We start from the raw sequence: 24,968 nt of genomic DNA, 5'->3' as shown, positions 1-24,968 counted from the left end.
GGGGAGGGGATAAAATGGCAAAGCTTACAAAGCTCACTAGCAGGATAACCGCTGTTTTGACACTGTCTGTCATTGCGTTTTTCTTCTTTATGACAGTATTCGGCAAAAAAGAAAGCTTTTCCATTGCCGAAAACCGAAAGCTCGCAGATATCCCCGAAGTATCGCTTGACGGACTGTACGACGGCTCTGACGTTGACCAGCTCGGATATTATGTTACAGACCATTTTGCAGGCAGAGAGGAATGGATATCCGCTAAAACAATCATGCAGGCAGAGCTCTCAGAGCAGATAGTAAACGGAATATACATCGGCAAGGACAGGCTCCTTGACGCAGAGGTTTCACTGAGAACTCCTGCATCGGTAAATGCGGATATTTTCAGCCGCTATGCTGAAAATTACGACGGAACAGTATATTTTGCGGCGATACCGAGCTCTTCGGGAGTATACGGCGACCTGTTGCAGGCACGCGGCATCTCAAGGTCGGACAGTCAGCAGATAACTGCATTTTATGAGTTCCTGAGCAACGATATCAGGAAGATAGACGCCTATAATATACTGAAAATGCTGAACGAGAATTATATTTATTACAGAACCGATACTAAATGGACAACTTACGGGGCATACTGTGTATATAAGACCGTTATCCAGAAGCTCGGATTTCTTCCGACACTGTATGACAAGTACAGTATCCAGCATATCACCGACGATTTCAGAGGAAATCTCTATAAAAAGGTGCTCTCTGCAAAAGTTAAGCCGGATATCATTGATATCTACAGCTATCCCGACGGCGCCGAGGTACTCTCATGTGAAAAGACAACAAACAGCGGCGATACCGTTGAGTCTGAGCTTTACGACCTTGATATGCTTGATTCAAGCGATATGTATTCAGTATTTCTGGGAGAAAGCGCACCTCTCATAAAAATCAGGACATCAGTAAAAAACGACAAGAAGCTCCTTGTCATCAAGGACAGCTATGCAGACTGCTTTATTCCGTTTCTTATCCAGCATTACAGCGAAATAGCAGTCGTTTCACCCGAGGATATGCAAAAAGAGCTCTCCGAGTACATCAATATAAACGATTACAGCCAGACGCTGTTTATGTTCGGCGTTGAAAATCTCGGGAACAGGTCAAATCTCGAAAAGATAATCGAAAGGAACTGATATTATGAAAGCATTGATAACAGGCGCCACATCCGGCATAGGACAAAGCTTTGCGGCAAAGCTTTCACGAAAAGGCTGGTCTCTGATTCTAACAGGCAGAAACGAGAAAAGACTTAAAGAAATGCAGCAGAGTCTCGGCGGAAATATTGAAGTTATAGCCGCCGATCTTTCAAAGCGCGACGACGTTTTCAGAGTATACGATTTCTGCAAAGGCAAAAACGTCGATATGCTCATTAATAACGCAGGATACGGCCTTTTCGGAAAGTTTGAGGATACCGATCTTGAAGACGAAGTCAACATGATAAATGTAAATATCACAGCACTTCATATACTAACAAAGCTTTTTCTCCGTGATTTCAAAAAGAAAGATCACGGCACAATACTGAATGTAGCTTCTGCCGCAGGTTTTATGTCAGGACCTCTAATGGCGGCTTATTACGCTTCAAAAAACTATGTCCTCAGACTGTCTGTTGCAATATATGAGGAGCTCCGCAGAGACCGTTCAAATGTAAAGATAACCGTTCTTTGCCCGGGGCCTGTTGATACCAACTTCAACAACAGGGCAGGGGTGAGCTTCTCGGTAAAGCCCATAACAGCCGATCAGGCAGCGGAATATGCCCTGAAAAAAGCATTCAGCGGAAAACTCTTTGCGATTCCGGGGCTCTTTGTAAAGTTCGGAACTTTCGGACAGCGATTTTTGCCTCAGAAGCTTCTTGCAGCCATCGTATACAACATACAGAACGCAAAGAAGACTTCCGACGGAAAGGAAAAGGCTCTTAAATAATGAGAGATATAAGCTATAGAGTAGCACTGGGCGGAATAATTTCCGCGCTTTGTCTCGTGACCATGTTCCTTGCGGGAATATTCCCTGCGCTTTACCTGCTTTTGCCAGGTATCGCAGGGATACTCCTTATGATAATCGCCGTTGAGGTAAATACGGGCTGGGCGTTCCTGACGTACCTTGCAGTAGGTCTTCTTGCGATGTTCATAACATTTGACAAGGAAGCCGCCCTGATATTCATAATGTTCTTCGGACATTACCCGATAATACGATTCTACATTCAGAAGATAAAAGTGAAATTACTGAGATTTGCTGTCAAGATTTTATTATTCAACGTTTGCATCATCGCATTTTTCTATGTTACGGTATATATTTTCGGACTGAAAGAAATGCTTGAGGAATTTGACGATCTGGGCAGATACGGAGCCTACATAATGCTCGGGATATCAAATCTCGTGTTCCTTTTCTACGATTTTGACCTTGATTTCACTTATATGCTATACAAAAAAAGGCTTATGCCAAAATTCCGTAAAAAAAGATAGACCGCACATTTATCACATAAATCGTGCGGTCTTTTTTATCGAACGAAAACACAAACTTTTTTCTCCTCATTCCTTGCTATTTATTGTTTTATATGTTATAATGATTACAGAATTTAATTTTGGGAGTGATCACAATGGACACAATAGGAATCATCGGAGCTATGCCATCGGAACTTACCGACATACGAGAAATGCTTGGTATTGGTGAGATAAAGCATATTTCAGGCTTTGATTTTTATATCAATGAGAAAAACGGAAAAACACTGATAAACGCCTGCTGTGGTATCGCAAAGGTAAACGCTGCTCTCTGCACACAGGTAATGATAGATAATTTTCACCCCGACTGTATCATAAATACAGGTATTGCAGGCGGTATGAACAGCTCTGTAAAGGTATGCGATATAGTAATATCAACTGAGGTGCTTCCTCATGACCTTGACCTTCATTTCCTCAAGGACTATCCGCCGTACTGCGGTATATTCAGAGCTGATGACGGACTTATCGAAACAGCCGAAAAGGTCTGCTCGGAGTTCTCCGTAAAATCATTCAGAGGAAGGATAGTTTCTGGTGAAGCTTTCATTTCAAGCAACGAAGCTAAGAATACTATACTCGAAAAATTTGACCCGTATGCAGTTGACATGGAAAGTGCGGCAGTAGGCCACTGCTGCTACCTCAACAAGCTTCCGTATGTCAGTGTTCGCTGCATTTCAGACAATGCCGATGACGAGGGAGCAATGTCATTTGATGAATTTGAAAAAATTGCAGCTAAGCGCGTAGCAGAAATCGTTCTGCGTATGTCTGAGCTGCTCTGAAAGGAGAAACATATATGAAAAAGACATTATCATTCGTTTCAGCAGCTGTTATGGCTGCAAGCATGGCAGTATCAGCTGCTGCAAGCGCAGCGGAGCTCCCTGCTGATTACAAACCCAGCTACTATTTTAAAGCAGACGAGGGAACAGGTATAGAGGTTCTCAAATATGGTACGGTCTTTGTAAACACAAAAACCGCTTCCGCAGACGGAACTGTTATCCCATGCGCTCTTTTTGTCAAGGATGACCAGAAGCTTGCAGGCGCTGTTGTTGCTAAATGGCAGTGCGAGGACAAGTCGCTTGCTCTTAAAGACCTTGCATCACCAGTGACTGTGAAAAAATACGGAAAAACTGCCTATGCTGATTTCAATGAAAGTGAAAAAAGTGTTTTAAGCAAGCAGTTTGACGATCTTAATATTCTTTCCGTAGTTTATTCGACCTACACATCAGCTGACCCGATGAAACTGACAGGCGAGACATCTGACGCATATCCGATTGCTTGCTTCAATGCAAAACTTGCAAAGGACGCAGCTTTCGGAAGCTACGATATCAACATCATCAACAAGGAAGAGTTTTCTTCCACAGTAAGTCCGAGATATGTCGACAAGCCCGAGATCATCGGCAGCGTTGATATGTCCAAGACCAGCAAGAATCTAAGAGTTAATGTTTCTGACCGTCAGCTTGGCGATGTTAACAATAATGGTTTCATAGACGCAGTTGACGCATCAGCTATCCTCAAGGAATATGCTACACTTTCTGCTAAAAAGGATTCTACAATGACAAAGGAGCAGACAGCTGCTTCAGATATCAACGGCGATAAGATAATCGATGCAGTTGACGCCAGCGGAGTTCTTGCATTCTACGCTTCTGTTTCCAGCGGAAAGAAAGATATTACACTTAACCAGTTCATCAACAAGGACTGATATCTGATGAAATATTTAAAGCCGCCCGATTTTTTCGGGCGGCTGTTTCATTTATAAGCGAAATATGATCAATTTGCTTTATTTCTTTTACCTAAAAGTCCTTTCACAGTAGAAATAAGGTATTCAAAGCTATCAAGATGAAGCAGTTTTGAACCTATAATATAGATAGCGGCTCCAAGAGGGATCTGTATAAGTAATGTAAGAATATCATTGAGTCCTAAAAGCTGTACACAGTATACTATAGCTCCCATTACCAGTGAAAGCAGCAATTGAGGCATAAGATCCTTCAACTGTTCAAAATAGCTGTAATTCATAAGCTTTTTATTCGGCCATGAATTGATTATCTGACTTGCCACAGATATAAAAAGAAGACTATAAGCCATTGCCATAACGCTTATCCACATCGTTATCAGGATAGCAAGAAAACCTACGATCTTTTTTATTACTTCAAGCTTCAGGAACAGGTCACTTCGGCCCATAGCTTTGATAGCATTAAGGTTAGCAGTATGTATCGGGTAAAAGGCGTAGGAAAAACAGAATATTCTCAGAAAAGGAACACAAGGCAGCCATTCGTCGGCTAATATAAGGTGTATAAGTGAGTAAGCACAAACCGCAAGTCCAACCATAAACGGCATCATGATATAGGTACTCGTCTTTATGGCGCGTCTTGTCATGCTTTTAATAGCTTGTTTGTCATCCTGTACCTCCGACATGGTCGGTAGTAGCACGCTGTCAATGGAAGTATTGATGTTCGTTACAAGATACATAGGGAATTTCTTTCCCTGATTATACTGTGCAAGATCGGTCGGAAGATACCTTTTGCCTATGATAAGCTGTCTTAGATCATTATAAACAGTATCTATAAGACTTGATACGAGAAGCTTCCAGCCATATGAAAATAAACCTTTAAAGCGTTCAAATGAAAAAACTTTTTTGGGGCGCCATTTAACTGTAACCCAAAGTATGATAGTATCAACAAGGTTATTGAAAAGCATCTGTGCAACTAATGCCCATACTCCGAAACCTAAATATGCAAGTAAGATACCGATGACAGCTGCACCAATGGTTCCGCCAAGAGTTGCAAAGAAAAAACGCTTGAAAAGCATATTTCTTGACACATATGCCTGCTGAACATTCTTTACTCCTGAGATCACTATAGTCAAGCTCAAAACACGTATAGGAGCAGTAAGATCGGGATTATTATAGAATGATGAAATAAGCGGAGCTATCAAAAATATCAAAAAATAAAGGAACAGGCACATTCCCATGTTCACATAGAAAACCGTAGAAAAATCGACATCATCCGCATCTTTCTTCTGTATCAGCGCATTGCCAAGTCCGCTGTCTACGAAAACCTGTAATATCGCCGTAAAAATCGTTATAAGAGCAATTATGGAAAATGCTCCGGGGCCAAGCATTCTTGCGAGGATAAGTTCAACTACGAATGCTACAGCTTTCGCACCAAGTCGTTCGCCAAGACGCCAGAGCATATTACTTAAAACCAAAGAATTCTTTTTCAAACCCAAATCCACCTATCATCTTGAAGATACAAATTTATGTATAAATCTCAGTAATTTCGGAAATCTGCCCTTTGAAACATAAAATATACGACTGTACAGATTACCGTATTTCAGATATTTTATTTCGCCGCTTTTGCGAAGCGCTTTTAACTCCGAATAATCATTCAACGAATAATATTTAAGTATTTTCCACTGACAAATACGCATATTCATGATCGGTTCGTATTTTTTATCAATCTGACTGCGAACATCAGTAAATAGCTGAATATACTTATCACACTGAACTGCATACTTCTTCGGTTCCTTGACCCACAAAGCAGTTGCAGACTCATTGACACCGCGTCTGTATACTACCATTGGTTCATTTATAAAATGTGCATAACCATATTTTGTTACCGAAAGCTTGATATAAAGATCTCCTTTAAAAGCTTTTTCGGATACATTTAATAATTCAAGACCGTTTCTGAATAGAAATGAGCAAGTCGGTATAAAGCCCATTTTTTCTACTTCGCCTACATCATAATCGAAGTCATCTTTTATAATGGAAGTCCTGTCCCAAGGAATGATCTGTTTTTCAGACAGCTTCTCGTCAGTACCGTAGCGGATCCTTCCGTTTGTGAAGCAGAAGGTACATTTTTCGTTTTTCTCCATATAATCTACCTGTTTTTGCAGCTTATAAGAGTCTATCCAGTAATCGTCACCTTCACATATCGCAACATATTTTCCTGTAGCTCTCCTCAAATTCTGCAGTGAAGGTCTCAATCTAAGTGAATACTGATTTACCGTCTGGTAAACAGGCTTGATAATATCAGGGTACTTTTTTTCGTATTCTCTTATAATATCAGCTGTACCGTCAGTAGAAGCGTCATCATAGACCAATATCTCATAGTCAAAATCCACTTTTTGTGTAACAAAACTTTCCAATGCGTCCCGAATATATTTTTCATGATTAAACGTATTGCAGACAATACTTACTGTCATAACCACACCTCTGTATAAATCGTATATTATTAAACAAATGGTATTTTTCAAACACTTTAATACTATCACATATTTGTCAGGCTGTCAAGCGTTTTATTCATCATTTGAATACTTTTGCGGCTGTAAGCGGAAAAAAATTCGCGTTACACATAATGTGAACGCGAATCGACCCGTGGGAATTTCCCACTGGTGAGACATGAGGGATTTGAACCCTCGACCCTACGCTTAAAAGGCGTATGCTCTACCGACTGAGCTAATGTCTCACAACAAAATTAATTATATCAAATTTCCGGTAACTTGTCAAGATGTTTTCTATCTTTTTATAGATTTAAATATAAACCTCACATTTTTGAAGTTAATTAGTGCAATATGACGTTTTTAATAAATGGTGTTGACTTTTTTCTCAGGACATGATATAATAATTGAGTCGTTGAAAAGATGTGCTTGTAGCTCAGCTGGATAGAGTGACTGGCTACGAACCAGTAGGTCGGGGGTTCGAATCCCTCCAGGCACGCTTAAAAGCCTTACGTTTTACGTAGGGTTTTTTTATTTGTAATAAATATTCTTCTGCCATTTGTCTATAGTAGCCACAAATAAAATACACAAACTTAGCAAACAAAATTTATTCATTATGTTGATAAAAATAATATTGACATTATATTTTTTATATGATATAATAAAAACATACTCGGGTATGTTACAAATGATATATCATTATAGCACTATTTTTTTAATAAAATTCAAAACTAATAACGGAAAGGACTTCGAATTATTATGAATATCAAATTTATAAGCGGTATTGTGGCTGCTGCAATGACAATGGTAACATTAACAGGTACAGGAATCAAGACAATTGACCAAAAATTCTCAAATGCTAATTTGGCTGTTGCCGATATGTTGGATTATGTTCCAAATGACACTTATTATAAACCTCATGCTGGATTTACTACTAATACATACTATATTGCAAAATGGCCTTGTGATGCGCTCAATAGTTATGAATGGGGTGTTGAGTACGATGTAGTTTATTATGTTGGCGACAGTGGTTATATTTACAATAAATATGGAGATTTAATCGTTGATGCCGAATCTTGTTACAATCATTATCAAAAAAGTAGCGGTCATTATAGATTAGAAAAAACAAACTGGTATAATGCATATTACGGTGGTAAGAGAATTGTTTATAGCTACTAATAATACTGTTTATACTCCTATGCAATAGAATCAAGTGTTATGCCCCCCTGTATCAATTACAGGGGGGCTTTGTATATTTATAACATTTCAAAAAAACAATTCTTTCATACACATGATTTCTTGACATTTCCGCTATAAAAGGGTATAATAAATCTGTATAAGTGAATGGAGGGATCTTATGCTCATAAAAAGAATTACCGCTTATGCCTCAGTCATTACAGCTGCAGCAATAAGCTCTTTTGCTATCGGTTTATCTGCTAATGCAGCTACAGTTGATGATGTAGCTGCCGTTGCAAGATCATATGGTTACTCAGAAGCCCAGATACAGGCAGGATACAATGCATATTATGAAAATCCTGACAAATATCCGCCTGAGCTCCTTGATATGGTGATCGAACGCCTTCACGCTTCAGGAGCTCAGATTATCGCTACAGCACCTCAGGAACCTGCAGATGTTGTTACAACCACAACAGTTGCTCAGACGCCGACAGAAGGACAGCAGCAGGAAGCTCCCACAGCTCCCGAACAGTCTGTGGCTAACGGTATTACTCTTACTGCTTCAGACGGAACGACTTTTACAAGAATAAGCCGCGAAGAATTCATAAACATGGAATACGAAGACAAAATGGCATATGTTCATAGTTTTACAGAGGCTCAGCAGCAGGCTATAATCGATGATCTCAGTCCTGAGGAATACAAGTCCCTCATGAAGCAGAGTCCTGTTGACCAGAAAATGCAGATAATCGGGAAAATTTCCGAAGCAGCAGAAAAAATGGGAATCAATGTCACAGTCGATGAGATAACTGACGATTCTGTAACAGTTGCCATGAGGAACGATGACGGCGAGCTTCTTAACGTATCAACTGCAGGCAACGCCGTTGAAGATACAGGCTATGACAGAAGAGGACTTCTTGCAGTCTCTGCTGCACTGATAGGCGTCGGAACTGCCGCAGCATTCCTTCTTATGCGCCGCATGGAAAGATCGGAGAACTGAATGAACAATAAACAAGCTAAAGACGGAGCTCTTATCCATGTAGTAACTCCGTTCATACTTCTATTTATTTGTGTCGGCGTATTGATAGCAGCCATGATAAAGCCTGCGGACAAGCTTAAAGTTTACCTTAATATCGCTTTTATGGACAATCTGAAAAACACGCCCGAATCCGCTGGTTCCGGACTTGTCATCAGAGATAACGATATTATCGACGGATACAGTGGTGAAACATTTGAAGAGGGCGAGTTTATCCGTCCGAAATTCGGTGAAATGTACGCTGTGCTCACAACATCGGCTTTTGACATTTCTATCCCCGTATACTGGGGCAGCAGTTCTGAACTTTACGAAAGAGGCGCCTGCCAGTCGTCAAGCTCGGCGATAATAGGGGACAAGGGCAACTCCGTAATAAGCGCTCATCAGGACACATATTTTGCAGACCTTAACAAACTCAAAAAAGATGATACTATTGCTTTAAAGACGAATTACGGCGAATTTGAATATAAAGTCACAGACATCATAATATTCAACAAAAAGGAAAACAAGTATGTTTCTCCGTCTGAAACGTCAAAGCTTACATTATACACCTGCAAAAAGGACGTGCTCGGAAATTCTGACGAAAGGCTCGGGGTAATCTGCGAGCCTACAGTGAAAAAATTCTATAAAAAAGCAGAGGAGAGTAAAAAATGAAGAAACCAGGCTCATATCTTCCTTCTCTGATAGTTTCCGTGCTGCTCGTATTTGCAGTTATCATAAGTTCGGCTTTATTACTGGTGGATATAAACGTTTCTCCCGCAAAGCTGAAAAGCATTTCACAAAAAAAAGATATTGAAACCAAGATATACACCGAACTTGAAAAGTATTTCACGGATAAATACAATACCACGGGCATTCCTGCCGAGGTTTATATGAACTCCATTGATAAGAACTATATCAGAAGCTTTGAGGAGGCTTATATAGATTCCGCATTTGAAGCTATCAGCAATGACGGCATAATGAATACAGTCTACCCTCAGAACAAGGAGCTCGAAAACAGTATCGACAACTTTTTCAATGATTTTGCAGATAAGAACAATTACGAAAAGGACGAAAACTTTGAACTCAAATTAAGCACTACAAAGGAAAACGCATATGCAACTATAGGGTCGTTCTGCGATGTCTACAAGTTTTCAGCCATGGCCGGCAAGGGAGTTCTCGAAAAGGTCGCAGACGTCTACTCGAAGAGAATACTCCATACCGCATTTTACCTTGGTGCAACGCTTTTTCTGATTCTGCTCCTTATCTTTTTCAACCGAAAAAAAAAGATTACCGCTATGTACTGGTGCGGCATATCTGCTATGGTGGCAGGTATAATCGGAACTGTCCCGAGCATTTATCTCATCGCAACGAGATACTATAACTCATTTTCCGTAAAACAAGCAGCAGTATTCACAGCGTTTACAAGCGCAATGTACAAATATACGGAAGCTTTCATGGCAATACAGATAGCTCTCATAGTATTAGGACTTGCTATGGCTGTAATTTATGGCATAATAGGCGAAAAGAAAAAGTACCCCGATACAAAACCTACTCAGATAAACTGATGTTTTTTCGGACTAACAAATTAATTTTGGCTGTTTTATTGGAAAATATTGACATTAAACCAATAACGGTGATATAATTGACTTATCGGTTCGACCGCTATATTTTTATTCTTTAAGGAGGCAATAACATGGAATCAATCAAAAAATACGTTGCAGAAGTTATCGGTACATTCGTACTTGTACTTCTCGGATGCGGAACAGCTATGCTCGTAGGCTGTGATTCGGCTAACGGCTGCGGATACGTGCTTACCGCGCTTGCTTTCGGTCTCGTTATCGTCGGTATGGCTTACTGTATCGGAAACATCTCAGGCTGTCACATCAATCCTGCTGTTTCACTGGGAGTTCTTATCAGCGGCGGAATGACATTCACTGACTTTGTCGGCTATGTCGTTTCACAGTGCGTCGGAGCTATCGCAGGTACAGGAGTATTAAAGCTTATCTTCGACCTCGGAGGTGTTGAAGATATGACAGGCGGCTACGGCGCAAACGGTCTTGCAGGTGTAAACGGAAGCTCTGGCGCAGGACTTATAGTTGAAATCGTTCTTACATTTATCTTCGTTATGACGATACTTGGCGTAACTTCCAAAAAGGCAAATCACGGTTCATTCGGCGGACTTATCATAGGTCTTACACTTACTCTCGTTCATATCTTCGGAATCGGCCTTACAGGAACATCTGTAAATCCTGCAAGAAGCCTCGGACCTGCTCTCGTTGCAGGCGGCAGTGCTCTCAGCGATCTTTGGGTATTCATTATCGGTCCGTTCATCGGTGCAGCTCTTGCAGCAGTAGTTTACAAGGCTCTTGAGGGACCGGCCAAGCCTGTTAAGGCAGCAGTCGAAAAGGCAGTTTCCGAGAAAGCTGCAACTCCTGCTAAAAAGCCGGCAAATACGAACAATAACAAGAAAAAGAAAAAGTAATTTCTTATAAATAAAAAGCAGTATGATAATACGTCATACTGCTTTTTTATTTGCCGTTATGATACAAAACAGCCCGAAAAAGTATTCCGGGCTGCAAAAAATATGTATTAGTCGAGAACAGGGAAGTATGCAAGAACGCCGAGCTTTTCAGCCTTTGCCTGAGCCTCGGCAAATGTAAGTTTCTCAGTTGTTACATATGAAAGACCGTTCTCATTATTGTATACCTCTACTCCGCTGATCTCAGTGCCTGAAGGCATACGGAAATACCAGCGTGAAGAGAAATTATCAATCTTCTCTACGAATGAATCGTCTGAAGCAGATTCCCAGGACTGAGAGAATACAGTTACCTTATGCTTTACAGCCTCTATAACATCTCCCATAACAGCACTCGCTGTGGGAAGTTTTCCTGCGCCGCGGCCGTAGAACATTGTCTGGTCGATACCGTCACCGTATACGAGAACTGCATTGAAAACATCGTTGACTCCTGACATTATACTGTCATATGATACGAGCATAGGCATAACAGCAGGAAGAATCTTTCCGTTATCGAGCTTTGTTACCGAAGCAACAAGCTTGATAGCGTAGCCTAGTACGTCTGAAGCTTCAACATCGCAGAGCTGTATATCAGTAATGCCCTTTGTGTATACGCTCCTGGGATAAACATGCTTGCCGAATACAAGAGAAGATATGATACATATCTTGCGGCAGGCGTCATGCCCCTCAATATCGGCTGTAGGATCCTTTTCGGCATATCCGAGCTGCTGAGCCAGTGACAATGCTTCCTTGAAGGGCATATTGTCGTTATACATCTTTGTGAGAATGAAGTTCGTAGTACCGTTGAGTATACCTGCGACCTTTGAAATATCATTTGCTGCGAGACATCTGTGAAGAGGGCGGATTATCGGAATAGCTCCGCCAACACTCGCTTCAAAGAAGAAATTGCAGTTGTGCTCTTTCGCTGTTTTGAGAAGAATATCGCCTTTCTCGGCAACGAGCTCCTTATTTGAAGTGGAAACGCTCTTTCCTTTTTCGAGGCAAGCTTTTACGAATGTGAAAGCAGGTTCAACGCCGCCCATACACTCGGCAACCGATACGACTTCATCATCATTTACTATATCATCAAAGTTCTTGGTGAACTTGTCAGCGTAGGGAGAATCAGGAAAATCCCTGAGATCGAGGATATACTTTATATCCATCTCAGTACCTGCGTGCTTTTCAATGCTTTTCCTGTTCTTGTAGAAAAGCTCGACAACGCCTGAACCAACAACACCGTGACCTAAAACCGCAAATTTAACTGACATAAAAAGAAAACCTCCGTAACTATTCGGCAGAGAGTATCTTGCACTCTAAAATACCGTCAAGTTCTGTAATTGAATTGAGCTGAGCGAGTTCGCTTTCGGATTCGCCCGTAAGTCTGAGTGAAATATTGACTGCCGCTGCGCCATCCACAGGGATACTCTGATTGACAGTCAAAATATTAGCGTTAAGATTATGAAGGAACACGAGAGCACTTGAAAGAATACCCGGGCTGTCGCTGAGCAGGAGATAAATGTTCACTATCTTCCTGTTGAAGAGCTCCTCATATGAAAAAACGCTGTCCTTATACTTATAATAAGCGCTTCTTGAAATACCGATACGCTTGCAGGCAGAAGCAAAGCTCTTTTCGCCTTTCTGCGCCATAAGTTTCTTGACCTCAAGGACCTTGGTAAAGACCTCGGGAAGTATCTTTGAATCGGCAACAATAAGCTGTGATTTTGTATCCATAATAAATCACCCTAATGTTTATTGTGCAAAATCGTCCGCCTACGGTGAACAATTGTACACTACTTAATTACTATAACATTTTTTCACACTTTTGTCAAGACCAAATAATTACAGTATAAAGGCAATATTTTATATAAGATGACAAAATCCCACGCAAAAAAACGTGGGATATGCTTATTTGTCAGTTTTTCCGAGGATTTTCAGTCTGTACTGCAATGCCGACTGCTCCTGCTTGTTGTCTCCGAATCTGTAATAAACATGGTCTGCCAGAGCGTCGGGGAGATATTGCTGCTCGACATAGTGGTTCGGGAAGTCATGGGGATAAAGATAATGCTGTCCCACGACCTTTGCCCCCTTTCCGTCATAGTGAACGTTCTGCAGATGACGCGGGAAGTCAAGGGCGTCGCAGCTTCTAAGGTCGTCCAGCGCCGCGTCAATAGCCATGCAGGCACTGTTGGACTTCGGAGCAGTAGCCATAAGTATAACTGCCTCAGCAATAGGAAGCTTCGCTTCGGGAAGTCCCAGCTGAAGTGCCGAGTCCACACAGGCTTTTACAATAGGAACAGCCATAGGATAGGCAAGGCCCACGTCCTCGGAGGCTATGCAGAGCATACGCCTGCACAGGGAAATGATATCACCCACTTCGATAAGACGTGCTGCATAGTGAAGAGCCGCATTCTCATCCGAACCGCGGACGGACTTGTGAAAAGCCGACAATATGTCGTAATGCTGGTCACCGTCACGGTCATAGCGCATATTGCTGCGCTGCGCGAGCACCTCGAGGGAATCCTCGGTGATAGTTATCCTGCCGTCAGATGGTTCGCCGCAGACAACGGCGAGCTCAGCTGTATTCATAGCTTTGCGGACGTCTCCTCCGCAGCTGTAGGCTATAGTTTTAATAATTTCATCGGACACGATTATTTCGCAGCCGTTTTCCTCAGACATTATACGGAATGCACGTTTTATTGCAGGGACGAGCTGTTCAGCGGTCACAGGCTTGAACTCGAACACAGTGCTCCGGCTGATAACTGCGTTATAAACAGCAAAATAAGGATTTTCAGTAGTTGAAGCAATAAGAGTGATATCGCCGTTTTCTATGTATTCAAGGAGACTCTGCTGCTGTTTTTTGTTGAGGTACTGTATCTCATCGAGGTAAAGGAGTATGCCGTTCTCGCTGCCAAAGGTGCCAATATCGGCAACAACATCCTTGATATCCGCCAGTGAAGCATTGGTGCCGTTGAGCTTGTACAGGGACATTCCGCAGTTTTCCGCGATGATACGTGCAACAGTGGTCTTGCCCACGCCTGACGGACCGTAGAAAATCATGTTGGGAACAGTACCGCTTTCTATAATTCGGCGCAGGGGCTTACCTTCTGCGAGTATATGCTCCTGACCTACCACATCAGCAAGAGTTTTCGGGCGTATTTTATCAGCTAAAGGCGCAGACATAGCAGTTCTCCTTTCATTTTACTTTGCAAGGGCGGTCATCTCGATATGATTTCCCTCGGAATCAGCAAATTCAGCGACCCAGTTGCTGCCTATTTTTGTTATGGGGAAACATATTTCTTTCCCGTTAAGCTTTTCTTTAAGACATTCAAGACTCTCAACACTGATACTGGGCAGACAATTGCTGCCGAAAGTATGAGGTTCATCAGTCTTTTCAAAGGCAAACAAGCCCAGACGGAAACCGTTTACATCGAAAACGCTGTAGATGTCATCTTTTTCGGTGACTTTCCGCTCAAAAAGCTCCTCATAGAACTTTATAGCTCTTTCCATGTTCTTAACGCACAGATAGAGTGATTTTATATGAAATTCCATAGCTATTCCCTTATTTTGATACTATAAAACAGAATTTGTGTAACTTTATATATCACTCATAAATACTGCCTGCATAAAGTAAAGTGGCAATAAAATCCCAGTTGATATTTTCAGGCATATCATTATCAGTATTATGATAATATCCGTCCATATCCTCTGCCCAAGCTGTTAAAGCTTCAAAATAGGTCCTGAGAGATTTATCCTGTGTTGCTGACGTATAAAGGTGCATAAATTCAATAAAGTCTTCCTTGCAATTGATACTGCCTAACATCTCAATATATTTATCCATATATTTTCCTCATCAAACCCTGATTTATAGCATCAAAATCACATATAAAAATATTGGGACGGACAGCCTGTCCGTCCCTTGATACTTATTGATTACTTGTAAAGCGGGAACTTCTCGCAGATAGCGTTTACGCCTGCACGGATCTCATCAGCCTTGTTCTCGAAATCTGTAGCGCAGAGGTAGATATACTCAGCGATCTTTTCCATTTCCTCAACACCGAGACCTCTTGTTGTAACAGCAGGAGTACCGATTCTGATACCGCTTGTTACGAAAGGCTTCTCAGGGTCATTGTGGATAGCATTCTTGTTAACTGTGATATATACTTCATCAAGTCTGCGCTCGAGCTCCTTACCTGTGATGTTGAAAGGACGGAGATCAACGAGCATGAGGTGGTTGTCTGTACCGCCTGATACGAGGTTGAAGCCTCTCTTGAGGAGTCCGTCGGCAAGTGCCTTGGCATTCTTTACTATTCTCTGCTGATAGTCCTTGAACTCGGGCTTGAGAGCCTCGCCGAAGCATACAGCCTTAGCAGCGATAGTGTGCATAAGAGGACCGCCCTGTGTTCCTGGGAAGATAGCAGAATTGATCTTCTTGGCGAGGAATTCATTATTTGTAAGGATAAGTCCGCCTCTTGGTCCGCGGAGAGTCTTATGTGTGGTAGTTGTTGTTATATCAGCATAGGGAACAGGTGACTCGTGACAGCCTGCAGCAACAAGACCTGCAATATGAGCCATATCTACCATAAGGAGCGCGCCGACAGCCCTTGCGATCTCAGAGAGACGCTTGAAGTCGATTGCACGCGGATAAGCAGAAGCACCTGCAACGATAAGACGGGGCTTTACCTTGTTAGCAAGCTTGTAAAGCTCATCGTAGTTGATAGTCTCTGTCTCGTCATCAAGACCGTATGAAACGAAGTTGAAGTACTTACCAGAGAGGTTTACAGGTGAACCGTGTGTAAGGTGACCACCGTCTGCAAGGCTCATACCGAGAACTGTGTCACCGGGCTGAAGAACTGCGAAGTATACAGCTGTATTAGCCTGAGCACCAGAATGGGGCTGAACGTTTGCGTACTTTGCACCGAAAAGCTTACAAGCTCTCTCGATAGCAATAGACTCGACTTCGTCAACACACTGACATCCGCCGTAGTAACGCTTTCCGGGATAACCTTCTGCATACTTATTAGTAAGAACGCTTCCCATAGCAGCCATAACTGCGGGAGAAACGATATTTTCACTTGCAATAAGCTCGAGATTTCTCTGCTGACGAGCAAGCTCCTTGCCCATAGCTTCGCCTACAGCCGGATCATAGCCTGTTACGAAGCCGATTGAATCCATAAGATCGTTGTACATTATAAGCACTCCTTTAAAAATTAGTGAATTTACGCAAATGCATTACCTTATAATTATACATTAGTTTTTGTAAAATTTCAATAGGAAAACAGAAAAAAGTGATTTTATACTAAAAACCCCCTGCAAAAGCAGGGGGAAATAGGATTATTTTTTTAATATTTTGTCGTAATCGAGGATATTCTCCCAGTCCATAACGTTCTTAGCAGTCGAAGTAATGGCATAATATTTGAGAATGTATGAAGCGTCAAGAGCGTCTATCTTGTTATCCATATTGACGTCGGAAAGCTTTTTCATCTGCTCCGTAGCCTTGTAGCTCTTTGAAGCTGCCAGATTTGCATATATGGTAAGCACCATCGAAGCGTCAACAGAATCTATCGTACCGTCCTCATTTATATCTCCGAGGTTCCTGTAGCATATGATATCAAAGGAAAAAAGTGATTTTTTAGCGCCGATAGGGTAAACAGATATCGTTGCCTTATCATTCTGAGCAAAAGCAGCGGAAAGAGCGGCAGGCTTAGCAACACAGCTCGAGGAAATATCAATGGTCTGTTCTTCGGTGATATAAGTGCCGTCCTTGTTTTTCTGCGGAGTCTGCACGGAAATGTCGATATAAGCCTGCAAACCGTCAAGATTTACCTTGCCTTTGGTGGAGAAGTACCTATATTTGTCAGGCTTTTTCTTATAATAAATAGTAGCTACCTTTGAAAGAGCGCGGAGAGTATAGTCCTTATCCGCCTTTAAAGGCGTTATATCCCATGAGGAGAAGTCCTTTTCTGTGTTTGTGTCAAGATACTTGTGGAGAGGACTTGTATCAACGGAAGCGTAATCTATATTTCCGCCCTCTTCAACTTCGCGGGTCGTCAGTACCTTTCCCTCAAAATCAAGAAAGGTGATGGTGTATTTCTTAACTGTGGTAGGTTCGGTCGCTGTTTCAGTAGCAGATGATGTCGAAGAAACAGTAGTCGAAGAAGTCTTAGTCGTTGCAGTGCCGCTGTCTGAAACAGTAGTACTTGCAGCCTCAGTAGCAGCCGAGGCATGACCGCCAATCTTATGTGTGCAGACTGATGAAGCTGCGTTAACAGCTATCCCTGCGCCTGTCATTATTACTGCCGAGAAAACAGCAGCCACTATGTTTTTCAAATGCATTTTTTCCACCTAACCGTTCCCAGTACAAAATAACCGACAAAAATGCGAAAGCTTTCCGCAAACGCCGGCGTAATGTGCGAGCTTAAGCTTTTTTATCATAAAATTAGCATAAAGGAAGCGCTGAGTCTTTTCGTCAAATGCATATACGGCATATAGGATAACCTCGTCATCAGAGATATCCTTTGCCGCTTCCTCAGCAATGGAGCGATATTCTTCGAATCTTGCCTCTATATCAGCAAGCCTGTAAAAGCCGTGATAAACGGAGTCAATATAAAGATCAATATCCATAAACAGCACCAGACCCGTTTTATTCGTTATCCGATGAATCTTCCTTATTATTACGTATTTTCTTTACCTTGAGCTTATAGGAAATAAATCCTGCCGCAGCGGCTGTAACAAGAAATACAGCGATCATTATAAAGGCTGTAAGACCTTTTGATACGCCTTTTTCCGAAGTATCATCAGCTGCAAAAGCGTACAGCGGACAGCAGGAGAGCGATAAGCATACAAAACATACGGAAATAAAGCTGAACAAAGTCTTTTTTAACAACTTACGCATATCATCAACTCCCTGATCTGAACCTTTAAAATGTATTATATCATAAATTTTTGTGTTTGTCCATAGTAAAACGTTTTTTATGAACGATAACAGGAACATTTTTTCGCAAAAGCCGCAATAAAACGCCGTATGAAGCGCAAAAACAAAAAATCATGTTTTTTTTCAAAAAATGCTTGACAAAACAAAATCAGTGTGATATAATAATTAACGTTGATTGCAGTGATTACTTGTCTGGGTGTGGCGCAGTTGGTAGCGCGCTACCTTGGGGTGGTAGAGGCCGTGGGTTCAAGTCCCGTCACTCAGACCAGATTGCGATTAGCGACCCCAAAAAAGAGTCCTCAGTTTTACTGAGGACTCTTTTTACGTTATATACATTTCAGAAGAACGAAAGCTGTTCATACTTCTCGGGCATCTCATTGAGATAACCGAAACATTTCTGCACATCACATATAATATCACGCTTATCGCAGAAATCATTGAGCATTCTCATAAGCCTGTCGTTATTTCTGCTCACTATCTCGTAGGAATTGCCGTATTCTCTGCGATATACCTCTGAAAGCCCGGAAAAATGTCTGTCAAGAGCGGCATAGTAGTACTCCCTGTTCCCGTCACGAAGCGTCATGCCTATACCAAAGCACACAATGCCCTTTACGTCTGCTTCAGCACAATAGTTCAGCAATCCTCTGAGATTTTCCTCATTATCATTGATATACGGCAGAAAAGGGGAGAGCCAGACCACCGTCGGAATGCCTCTTTTTTTCATCTCCATAAGGACTTCAAAGCGCCTTTGCGTGGTGCAGACATTAGGCTCAACTATCCGGCAAAGCGCCTCGTCAAAGGTTGTCATCGTCATCTGCACAACAGCCTTCGTCTGCTCGTTGATCGACGCCAGTATGTCTGTATCGCGCAGTATCAGGTCTGATTTCGTAAGAACTGCCGCTCCGAAGCCGTATTTTTCTATGATCTCAAGACAGCTGCGCGTGAGTTTGAGCTCTTTCTCGGCAGGAAGATACGGGTCACACATCGAGCCGGTTCCTATCATGCATTTTTTCCTTTTGGCCGCCAGCTTTTTCTCCAGAAGCTTGGGCGCATTTATCTTTACCTCTATATCCTCGAATGCGTGAGTCATATTGTAGCAGAGGCTTCTGCTGTCACAGTAAATACATCCGTGAGTACAGCCCCTGTAGATATTGATACCGTTTGTGTTTGAAAGAATCCCTTTAGCTTCAACAAGGTGCATATTTTCTCCTTACATATAATAAAGCCGTAAAGCATTTTATAATGTTCATTTTACGAACATTATATCATAAACGTAAAAAAACATCAACTGTTTTTTGTCATTTATCCAATAGGCCCCGATAATCGGGGCCCATTTTTTCGATAATACTTGACAAAATAATATTATATGTTAAAATAAAATTATATATATTTTCTCGTGAGACCTTTGACCTATAAAAAAGACTAAGTTATAGACGACAAAATATCACAAAAGGAGAATCAATATATGGATAACGGTGCAAGTAGCTACCGCCGTTTCCTTGCAGGAGATAATGAAGGGTTAGCGGAGATAGTCCGTGAGTACAGCGACGGACTCATCTTCTATATAAACAGCTATGTACAGAATATCAGCCTTTCCGAGGAGATAATGGAGGACGTATTCGTGGAGATTGCTTTCAGAAAGCCTAAATTTTCAGGAAAAAGCTCCTTCAAGACATGGCTTTATGCGATAGCTCGCTATACCTCCATAGACTGCCTGAAAAGGAATGCAAGATACAGCGATATCCCCGTTGATGAAATGCATAATATCAGCGATGAACAGGATCTGGAAAAGACCTATATCCGCGAGGAACGCAAGATACAGCTCCACAAGATCATCGCCAGACTCATTCCTGATTATCAGCAGGTACTGTATCTGCTCTTTTTCGAGGGATTCAGCAACGCAGAAGCGGCGAAAATAATGAAAAAAAGCGATAAGCAAATGAAAAACCTCGTGTTCAGAGCCAAACAGGCACTGAAAAAAGAACTTGAAAAGGATGACTTTGAATATGAAGAATTATGACGAAAGGATCGAAAGCATTTTTCGCAAGTATGACGAAAAAGTTATAGCTGAACGACGAAAAAACGCTGCCGTTCGTCGTTCTGTATTCAGCGCGTCAGGCGTCTTTGCAGCAGTTCTAATAGGCTTCCTTGCCTGGAAAAATGCTCCGGGTTTTGAGATAAAGCAGCCTGACAACATCATTTACGAGCCTGTTTCAACCCCGGTCACTACTTCTGTAACTACTGAAAACATCGTTGATACAACAACTTCATCTTCAACCGCAGGAAAAACAACACAAAAATCCGCAACAACTTCAAAGACTACCGCAAAAACTACTACATCAACTGCAAATACCACATCAACAACCGTAAAGGTCACCACCGTGGAAACTGAGACCACTCAAACTGATATCACCACAGAAGTGACAGCTTCGCCTGTTACAACGACTGTATTCGTTCCACGTCCGCCCGATTACGGTACAGAATGGAACGAGGTGGATATCAAGCCTAAAGACCCGAATCAGCATGGTTCGACTATGCTCAAGCCCTTTAAACTTGATGAAGTCGTAAATAACGCAGACCTTGTTTTCAGAGGCACTATCACCGACAGAAAAGAATACGAAGTCAGCTGGACTGACGACAACGGTCAAAACTGGGGACCTTATGGAAACGGCGTTTTCGAGGTCAGAGTTGACGAGGTGTACTATGGACAGAGTGACAAGGAGACTCTGAAAATATACTTCCCGTCGTGTTTCAGACAATCTGGCGACGGTATATTCGGACTTAACGACAGTCAGGAGTATATCTTTATCGCTAACGCCTTCGACAACGACTACTACGCACATCTTGCGGAAAATCCGCTTGACAGGACGGAGCCTTATAAACACGCGGATATGTATATCAACGGCACCCGTGAAAACGCATTACCCATTATCAACGATATAGTACTGCCGTACTATGATTTTTTCAAGGATAACGAAAGCGTCCTTGCAAAGGACATTCCCTATGAGGACGTTCAGGAGCTTCTCCCCGAGGAAGCAAAATACTCTACACACCTGCGTTTCAGAAAAGAGGACATAATCGGCGACATAAAGGAGCTTTTCACACGTTAAAATGAGCATAATTGCTCTTTTGAAATGAAAGTAAAAGAAGTATTAAAGCGGCAGTAACGCCGCTTTCCGAAAAGGAGGTATCATTATGAAAAAAGCCAGAGTTTTATCGACGGTTCTTTCCATTGTTATGGGAATAACGTCAGTTATCAGCATGACTTCAATCGCAGAGACAAGTACGGAGCCAACTCAGAAAACGGCTATCGGAACGGTATCTCTCAGATACGGGAAAGGCAAAGGCACGAAGGATATAGAGCAGATGCCGCGGATAGAAGCCGGTGAAATTACCACCGACGGAAAATACGACATGACCTGGAACGTAAAGGATATGCCCGATTTCGGCGAAGCTGAGGATATCTATATCGAGGTCGAGAGGATAAAGCCCTATTTTCTTGGGAAATACCGCGATGTAAAATTCAGCATCGGAGAAATATGGCTGGACGGCGAGAAGTATGACATTCCTGAAGAGATTAAGACGAATTACGGCTATATGACAGACACTTCTATCGGTACAGCCGATATATGGATACTTACATCGCTGAAAAACAGTGATATTCCAGATTTTAAGGCAGATGATACTGTAAGGGTGGTATTCTCCATCTCAGGACTTGCAGTTCCTGATACTACCGATTATAAGCAGAAGCACGAAGGGACTCCCATAGGTACTGCCTGCCTCGAATACAAGACCGACAGAGAACATTGTATAGAAGGTATCGCAATATCCGACGACGGAAACTATGTGGCTGAATGGGATCTCCATAACTACCCCGAAATAGCGGATTCTACTTACCTTAATTTCACCATTCAGAACATCGAGCCCTTTGAACTCGGCGAGCAAGACAAGGTGACGCTTACCGTCAATGAGATATATCAGGGCGGATTCAAGTACTTCGGCAAGATAAATCCTTCAATCTATATTTTCGGAACAGACGGTTACCACAACGGCAACATTATCAAAATGTCCAATACTCTCAGGAACAGCAGCGGTGAGGGCATATGGAAGGAAGTGCCTTATCTCGTTGTTAAGTTCACCGTAAATGGGCTCACGTCCCCGGACAGTGAACATCTCCTTGGCGATGTAAACGGTGACAAACTCATAAATGCAGTTGACTCATCGCTTGTACTTGCCCATTACGCCAATATCTCAACAAATAAAACAGGTATATTCAGCAGCGAACAGTCAGACGCGGCAGATGTAAACGGCGATAACGTCATCAATGCAGTTGACGCCGCGACCATTCTTTCCTGCTATGCAAAGCTCGCAACTGTACCTCAGACATAAATTGCGGACGCTATATTGAGAGAGGATAGCTATATGCCGACCTTGTGAAAAACAGGGTCGGCTTTTTACGCTTATTATAAAACGAATTCCGAGCTCAATAAAATAACAGCAAGTCGGTCATAACTTTTTTTGAAAAAAACGCTTGACAAATCACTCCGTTTATGATAAAATGTTTAGGTACTGCGGAGCAACTGTTAATAAAGTCCGCCTCGGTAAGTCTGTACCGTGTAAAAATTATCAGACATATGCGGATATGGCGGAATTGGCAGACGCGTATGGTTCAGGTTACGTTACGTCAGTGTAAAAATTAATTTCGCATTACTTATCAGCATTTCTGTAGAGCAACTTGTAATAAGTCCACCTCGGTCAAGAGTCGTACCGTCTAAAATTTTCGACTCAATTATACAAGCGGATATGGCGGAATTGGCAGACGCGTATGGTTCAGGTCCATATGTTCGCAAGAACATGCAGGTTCAAGTCCTGTTATCCGCACCAGAAATCAAAGAGTGCCTTAGCAAAAGTTATGAGGAAGCATCAAAAAGCTCATAAAGTTTGCTGGGCACTCTTTGTCATTGTATCACATATCTGATGTATTGTCAATCAGGCTCGATTTCAATTATCGAGCCATTGTTGAAGCTGCCGTTCATCTCAAATCGTACGTCAATGGACTTGTCTGCATTCTGGTGGACTGTTACCTGCCGTACAAGCATTCTCATGTTGACATTTGAGATATGTCCGTCTGCAAGTATAGTTTCTATCAGCTCTGAAGTATTCTTCAGTTCATCACGGCGCTTCTTGCAGACCTCATCATAATTCCTGAGGTTTGCAATTTTATTTTCGATTGTCTGTATCTCTGCTTCTCTCTTTTCGATCATATTATTATAGACCTTGGCGTGTTCGCGGTCATTGATACGCTCTATGATGAGTTGCTCGATCTCATCGCGGCATTGCTTTATACGTTCTGTGTGAGTGTTTATCTCCCTGTCAAACTTAGGCTTCTTTTTCAGCCAGTCCTTGACGATCTTTTCATATTTTACGCTCTCATCTTGAATGAACTCAAGCAGCGACACAACTTCAATTTTGATAAGTTCATCAAGCTGCTCCTCGCGAACTGAATGTGGTGTACAGTATTCCTTACCATAACGGTGGTTGCTGTTGCAGGTGTATTCAACGTACTCCTTGTCCTTCCACCTCCTTCGCCGTGCGATAAGACTCGCACCACACTCGGCACATTTTATAATTCCTGCATATCTGTGAATGTTACGTCCGCACTGCGAGCGTGGATTGATCTTTGACCTCTGCTCCAGCATGAACTGCGCCTGTTTCCATGTAGTTTCGTCTATTATAGGTTCGCAGTAATTATCGTGGCGGTACTGTTCATCATCAGGCACGGCTGTTATAGTTTTGTATATCTTTGAGCTGACAGTCTTGTGATTAACAAGTGTTCCGTGATAAAGCTCATTAGTCAGCATGCGCTTCACAGTCGTCTGAACCCACAGATATTTCTTCGAGATGTCAGGCTTATGGTCGCCAAGCTTTCTGTTGAAGTAGAAGTCAGGCGACCTGATCCCTTCTGCGTTCATCTTCTTCGCTATGGTTGTCAGTCCATATCCATCTATGTACAGCCTGAAAACTTCTCGTACTATCCACGCTGTCTCCTCGTCGATACTTATGATTCCTGTATTTTTATCCTTCAGATATCCCAATGGAAGCGTTTCCACAAGTCCTGCGTTTTTCTGCTTCTGCCGCACTCCTGCGCGTACTTTCTTGCTTATGTCTTTTGCATAGAAGTCGTTGAATAGCTGCTTGAAGCCGATGAGCATATCATCGTTTTCATTGGTTGAGTCTATGCCCTCGGTCACCGAGTAGACCTTTACGTTGTTTTCTCGCAGGTGATCGATGAACAGTGCAGTCTGAGTTCGATGTCTGCCGAGTCGGGATAAGTCTTTGACTAAAACTATGTCGATCTTTCCCTCATCAACAGCTGTTTCAAGCTCACCAATGCCTTTTCGATTGAAGGTCATACCGGAAACGTTATCATCGAAGCTTTCTCCTACGATGTCGTAGCCGTTTTGCTCTGCGTAGTCCGCAAGTATCTGCCTCTGATTCTGTAAGCTGTTCATCTCAGTGTCCTCGTCACGGGACAGTCTGTAATAGAGCCATGCTCTCATATAATCACTCTCCTTTTTTTGGCAGTCGCAGCACCTTGTCCGG

At 42.2% G+C, this 24,968-nt stretch carries 26 protein-coding genes and 4 tRNA genes; 16 read left to right on the top strand and 14 right to left on the bottom strand.

The window, feature by feature from the left end; genetic code table 11:
* Positions 1-14: 14 nt before the first annotated feature.
* The 5 genes from IKW96_RS10420 to IKW96_RS10400 all read left to right on the top strand — a co-directional run bounded on the left by IKW96_RS10420 (position 15) and on the right by IKW96_RS10400 (position 4,215).
* Complete coding sequence (locus tag IKW96_RS10420; RefSeq protein ID WP_296574214.1) at positions 15-1,160, top strand: DHHW family protein; 1,146 nt, start codon at positions 15-17, stop codon at positions 1,158-1,160.
* Positions 1,161-1,164: 4 nt separating this feature from the next.
* Positions 1,165-1,944 (top strand): SDR family oxidoreductase, encoded by a 780-nt coding sequence (locus tag IKW96_RS10415; protein WP_296574210.1) that lies wholly within the window; start codon positions 1,165-1,167, stop codon positions 1,942-1,944.
* Positions 1,944-2,483: a hypothetical protein gene (locus IKW96_RS10410; protein WP_296574207.1), complete on the top strand. Its 540-nt coding sequence runs from the start codon at positions 1,944-1,946 to the stop codon at positions 2,481-2,483. Before IKW96_RS10415 ends, IKW96_RS10410 begins: the two co-directional genes overlap by 1 nt.
* A gap of 134 nt (positions 2,484-2,617) precedes the next feature.
* Positions 2,618-3,295 (top strand): 5'-methylthioadenosine/adenosylhomocysteine nucleosidase, encoded by a 678-nt coding sequence (locus IKW96_RS10405; protein WP_296574205.1) that lies wholly within the window; start codon positions 2,618-2,620, stop codon positions 3,293-3,295.
* Positions 3,296-3,309: 14 nt separating this feature from the next.
* A complete protein-coding gene (locus tag IKW96_RS10400) occupies positions 3,310-4,215 on the top strand; it encodes a dockerin type I domain-containing protein (protein ID WP_296574203.1) in 906 nt (301 codons plus the stop codon).
* Positions 4,216-4,283: 68 nt separating this feature from the next.
* On the opposite strand, the gene IKW96_RS10395 is transcribed toward IKW96_RS10400, so the two are convergent.
* From IKW96_RS10395 to IKW96_RS10385, 3 genes are all read right to left on the bottom strand, one after another.
* Positions 4,284-5,735: a lipopolysaccharide biosynthesis protein gene (locus IKW96_RS10395; RefSeq protein WP_367112957.1), complete on the bottom strand. Its 1,452-nt coding sequence runs from the start codon at positions 5,733-5,735 to the stop codon at positions 4,284-4,286.
* Positions 5,736-5,750: 15 nt separating this feature from the next.
* Complete coding sequence (locus tag IKW96_RS10390) at positions 5,751-6,767, bottom strand: glycosyltransferase (RefSeq protein ID WP_296574197.1); 1,017 nt, start codon at positions 6,765-6,767, stop codon at positions 5,751-5,753.
* 136 nt (positions 6,768-6,903) lie between these two features.
* A tRNA-Lys gene (locus IKW96_RS10385) sits at positions 6,904-6,979 on the bottom strand.
* A 177-nt stretch (positions 6,980-7,156) separates the two neighbouring features.
* On the opposite strand from IKW96_RS10385, the gene IKW96_RS10380 reads away from it, so the two are divergent.
* From IKW96_RS10380 to IKW96_RS10355, 6 genes are all read left to right on the top strand, one after another.
* Positions 7,157-7,230: transfer RNA gene (locus IKW96_RS10380), tRNA-Arg, on the top strand.
* Between the two features lie 260 nt (positions 7,231-7,490).
* Positions 7,491-7,910 carry a hypothetical protein gene (locus IKW96_RS10375; protein WP_296574193.1) on the top strand — a complete coding sequence of 140 codons (420 nt, stop codon included), beginning with the start codon at positions 7,491-7,493 and terminating at the stop codon, positions 7,908-7,910.
* A gap of 178 nt (positions 7,911-8,088) precedes the next feature.
* Positions 8,089-8,904 (top strand): hypothetical protein, encoded by an 816-nt coding sequence (locus tag IKW96_RS10370; protein WP_296574191.1) that lies wholly within the window; start codon positions 8,089-8,091, stop codon positions 8,902-8,904.
* Positions 8,905-9,591, top strand: a complete 687-nt coding sequence (locus IKW96_RS10365; RefSeq protein ID WP_296574187.1) for a class D sortase — start codon at positions 8,905-8,907, stop codon at positions 9,589-9,591.
* Positions 9,588-10,484, top strand: a complete 897-nt coding sequence (locus IKW96_RS10360; protein ID WP_296574184.1) for a hypothetical protein — start codon at positions 9,588-9,590, stop codon at positions 10,482-10,484. The genes IKW96_RS10365 and IKW96_RS10360 overlap by 4 nt, the downstream gene beginning before the upstream one ends.
* A 128-nt stretch (positions 10,485-10,612) precedes the next feature.
* Positions 10,613-11,401: an MIP/aquaporin family protein gene (locus tag IKW96_RS10355; protein WP_296574182.1), complete on the top strand. Its 789-nt coding sequence runs from the start codon at positions 10,613-10,615 to the stop codon at positions 11,399-11,401.
* A gap of 107 nt (positions 11,402-11,508) precedes the next feature.
* Here IKW96_RS10355 and IKW96_RS10350 read toward each other — a convergent pair whose 3' ends face one another.
* The 9 genes from IKW96_RS10350 to IKW96_RS10310 form a co-directional block, all read right to left on the bottom strand.
* A complete protein-coding gene (locus IKW96_RS10350) occupies positions 11,509-12,702 on the bottom strand; it encodes a homoserine dehydrogenase (protein WP_296574179.1) in 1,194 nt (397 codons plus the stop codon).
* 19 nt (positions 12,703-12,721) lie between these two features.
* Entirely contained in the window at positions 12,722-13,165 is a 444-nt protein-coding gene (locus IKW96_RS10345; RefSeq protein ID WP_294754523.1) for an ACT domain-containing protein, read from the bottom strand.
* 174 nt (positions 13,166-13,339) lie between these two features.
* A complete protein-coding gene (locus IKW96_RS10340) occupies positions 13,340-14,614 on the bottom strand; it encodes a replication-associated recombination protein A (RefSeq protein WP_296574175.1) in 1,275 nt (424 codons plus the stop codon).
* Between the two features lie 18 nt (positions 14,615-14,632).
* Positions 14,633-14,983, bottom strand: a complete 351-nt coding sequence (locus IKW96_RS10335) for a VOC family protein (RefSeq protein WP_296574173.1) — start codon at positions 14,981-14,983, stop codon at positions 14,633-14,635.
* Between the two features lie 52 nt (positions 14,984-15,035).
* Positions 15,036-15,272 carry a hypothetical protein gene (locus IKW96_RS10330; protein WP_296574170.1) on the bottom strand — a complete coding sequence of 79 codons (237 nt, stop codon included), beginning with the start codon at positions 15,270-15,272 and terminating at the stop codon, positions 15,036-15,038.
* A 92-nt stretch (positions 15,273-15,364) separates the two neighbouring features.
* Positions 15,365-16,621, bottom strand: coding sequence for a serine hydroxymethyltransferase (gene glyA, locus IKW96_RS10325; RefSeq protein WP_296574167.1), 1,257 nt, complete (start codon positions 16,619-16,621; stop codon positions 15,365-15,367).
* A 144-nt stretch (positions 16,622-16,765) separates the two neighbouring features.
* A complete protein-coding gene (locus tag IKW96_RS10320) occupies positions 16,766-17,767 on the bottom strand; it encodes a dockerin type I domain-containing protein (RefSeq protein WP_296574164.1) in 1,002 nt (333 codons plus the stop codon).
* Positions 17,768-17,776: 9 nt separating this feature from the next.
* Positions 17,777-18,055: a hypothetical protein gene (locus IKW96_RS10315; RefSeq protein ID WP_296574161.1), complete on the bottom strand. Its 279-nt coding sequence runs from the start codon at positions 18,053-18,055 to the stop codon at positions 17,777-17,779.
* A 19-nt stretch (positions 18,056-18,074) separates the two neighbouring features.
* Positions 18,075-18,326 (bottom strand): hypothetical protein, encoded by a 252-nt coding sequence (locus IKW96_RS10310; protein ID WP_296574158.1) that lies wholly within the window; start codon positions 18,324-18,326, stop codon positions 18,075-18,077.
* A 231-nt stretch (positions 18,327-18,557) separates the two neighbouring features.
* On the opposite strand from IKW96_RS10310, the gene IKW96_RS10305 reads away from it, so the two are divergent.
* Positions 18,558-18,633, top strand: a tRNA-Pro gene (locus IKW96_RS10305).
* A 69-nt stretch (positions 18,634-18,702) separates the two neighbouring features.
* Here IKW96_RS10305 and IKW96_RS10300 read toward each other — a convergent pair.
* Positions 18,703-19,566, bottom strand: coding sequence for a radical SAM protein (locus IKW96_RS10300; protein WP_296574154.1), 864 nt, complete (start codon positions 19,564-19,566; stop codon positions 18,703-18,705).
* Between the two features lie 264 nt (positions 19,567-19,830).
* Between IKW96_RS10300 and IKW96_RS10295 the strand changes: the two genes are divergently transcribed.
* The 4 genes from IKW96_RS10295 (at position 19,831) to IKW96_RS10280 (ending at position 23,249) form a co-directional block, all read left to right on the top strand.
* The gene (locus IKW96_RS10295; RefSeq protein ID WP_296574150.1) at positions 19,831-20,385 is read left to right on the top strand and encodes a sigma-70 family RNA polymerase sigma factor; all 555 of its coding nucleotides are present in this window, start codon (positions 19,831-19,833) and stop codon (positions 20,383-20,385) included.
* Positions 20,372-21,475, top strand: a complete 1,104-nt coding sequence (locus IKW96_RS10290; RefSeq protein ID WP_296574148.1) for a hypothetical protein — start codon at positions 20,372-20,374, stop codon at positions 21,473-21,475. The genes IKW96_RS10295 and IKW96_RS10290 overlap by 14 nt, the downstream gene beginning before the upstream one ends.
* Positions 21,476-21,560: 85 nt before the next feature.
* Positions 21,561-22,754, top strand: coding sequence for a dockerin type I domain-containing protein (locus IKW96_RS10285; protein WP_296574144.1), 1,194 nt, complete (start codon positions 21,561-21,563; stop codon positions 22,752-22,754).
* Between the two features lie 408 nt (positions 22,755-23,162).
* A tRNA-Leu gene (locus IKW96_RS10280) sits at positions 23,163-23,249 on the top strand.
* Positions 23,250-23,350: 101 nt separating this feature from the next.
* Here the strand turns inward: IKW96_RS10280 and IKW96_RS10275 are convergent.
* Positions 23,351-24,968 (bottom strand): recombinase family protein (locus IKW96_RS10275; protein WP_296574142.1); only part of this gene is annotated, 1,618 nt, incomplete at its 5' end.

Origin of the sequence: Ruminococcus sp. (genome assembly GCF_017549005.1) — a bacterium.
Classification (GTDB): Bacteria; Bacillota; Clostridia; order Oscillospirales; family Ruminococcaceae; genus Ruminococcus.
The sequence above is the reverse complement of the archived record's forward strand: the minus strand, read 5'-3'. Positions and strand labels throughout refer to the sequence as shown.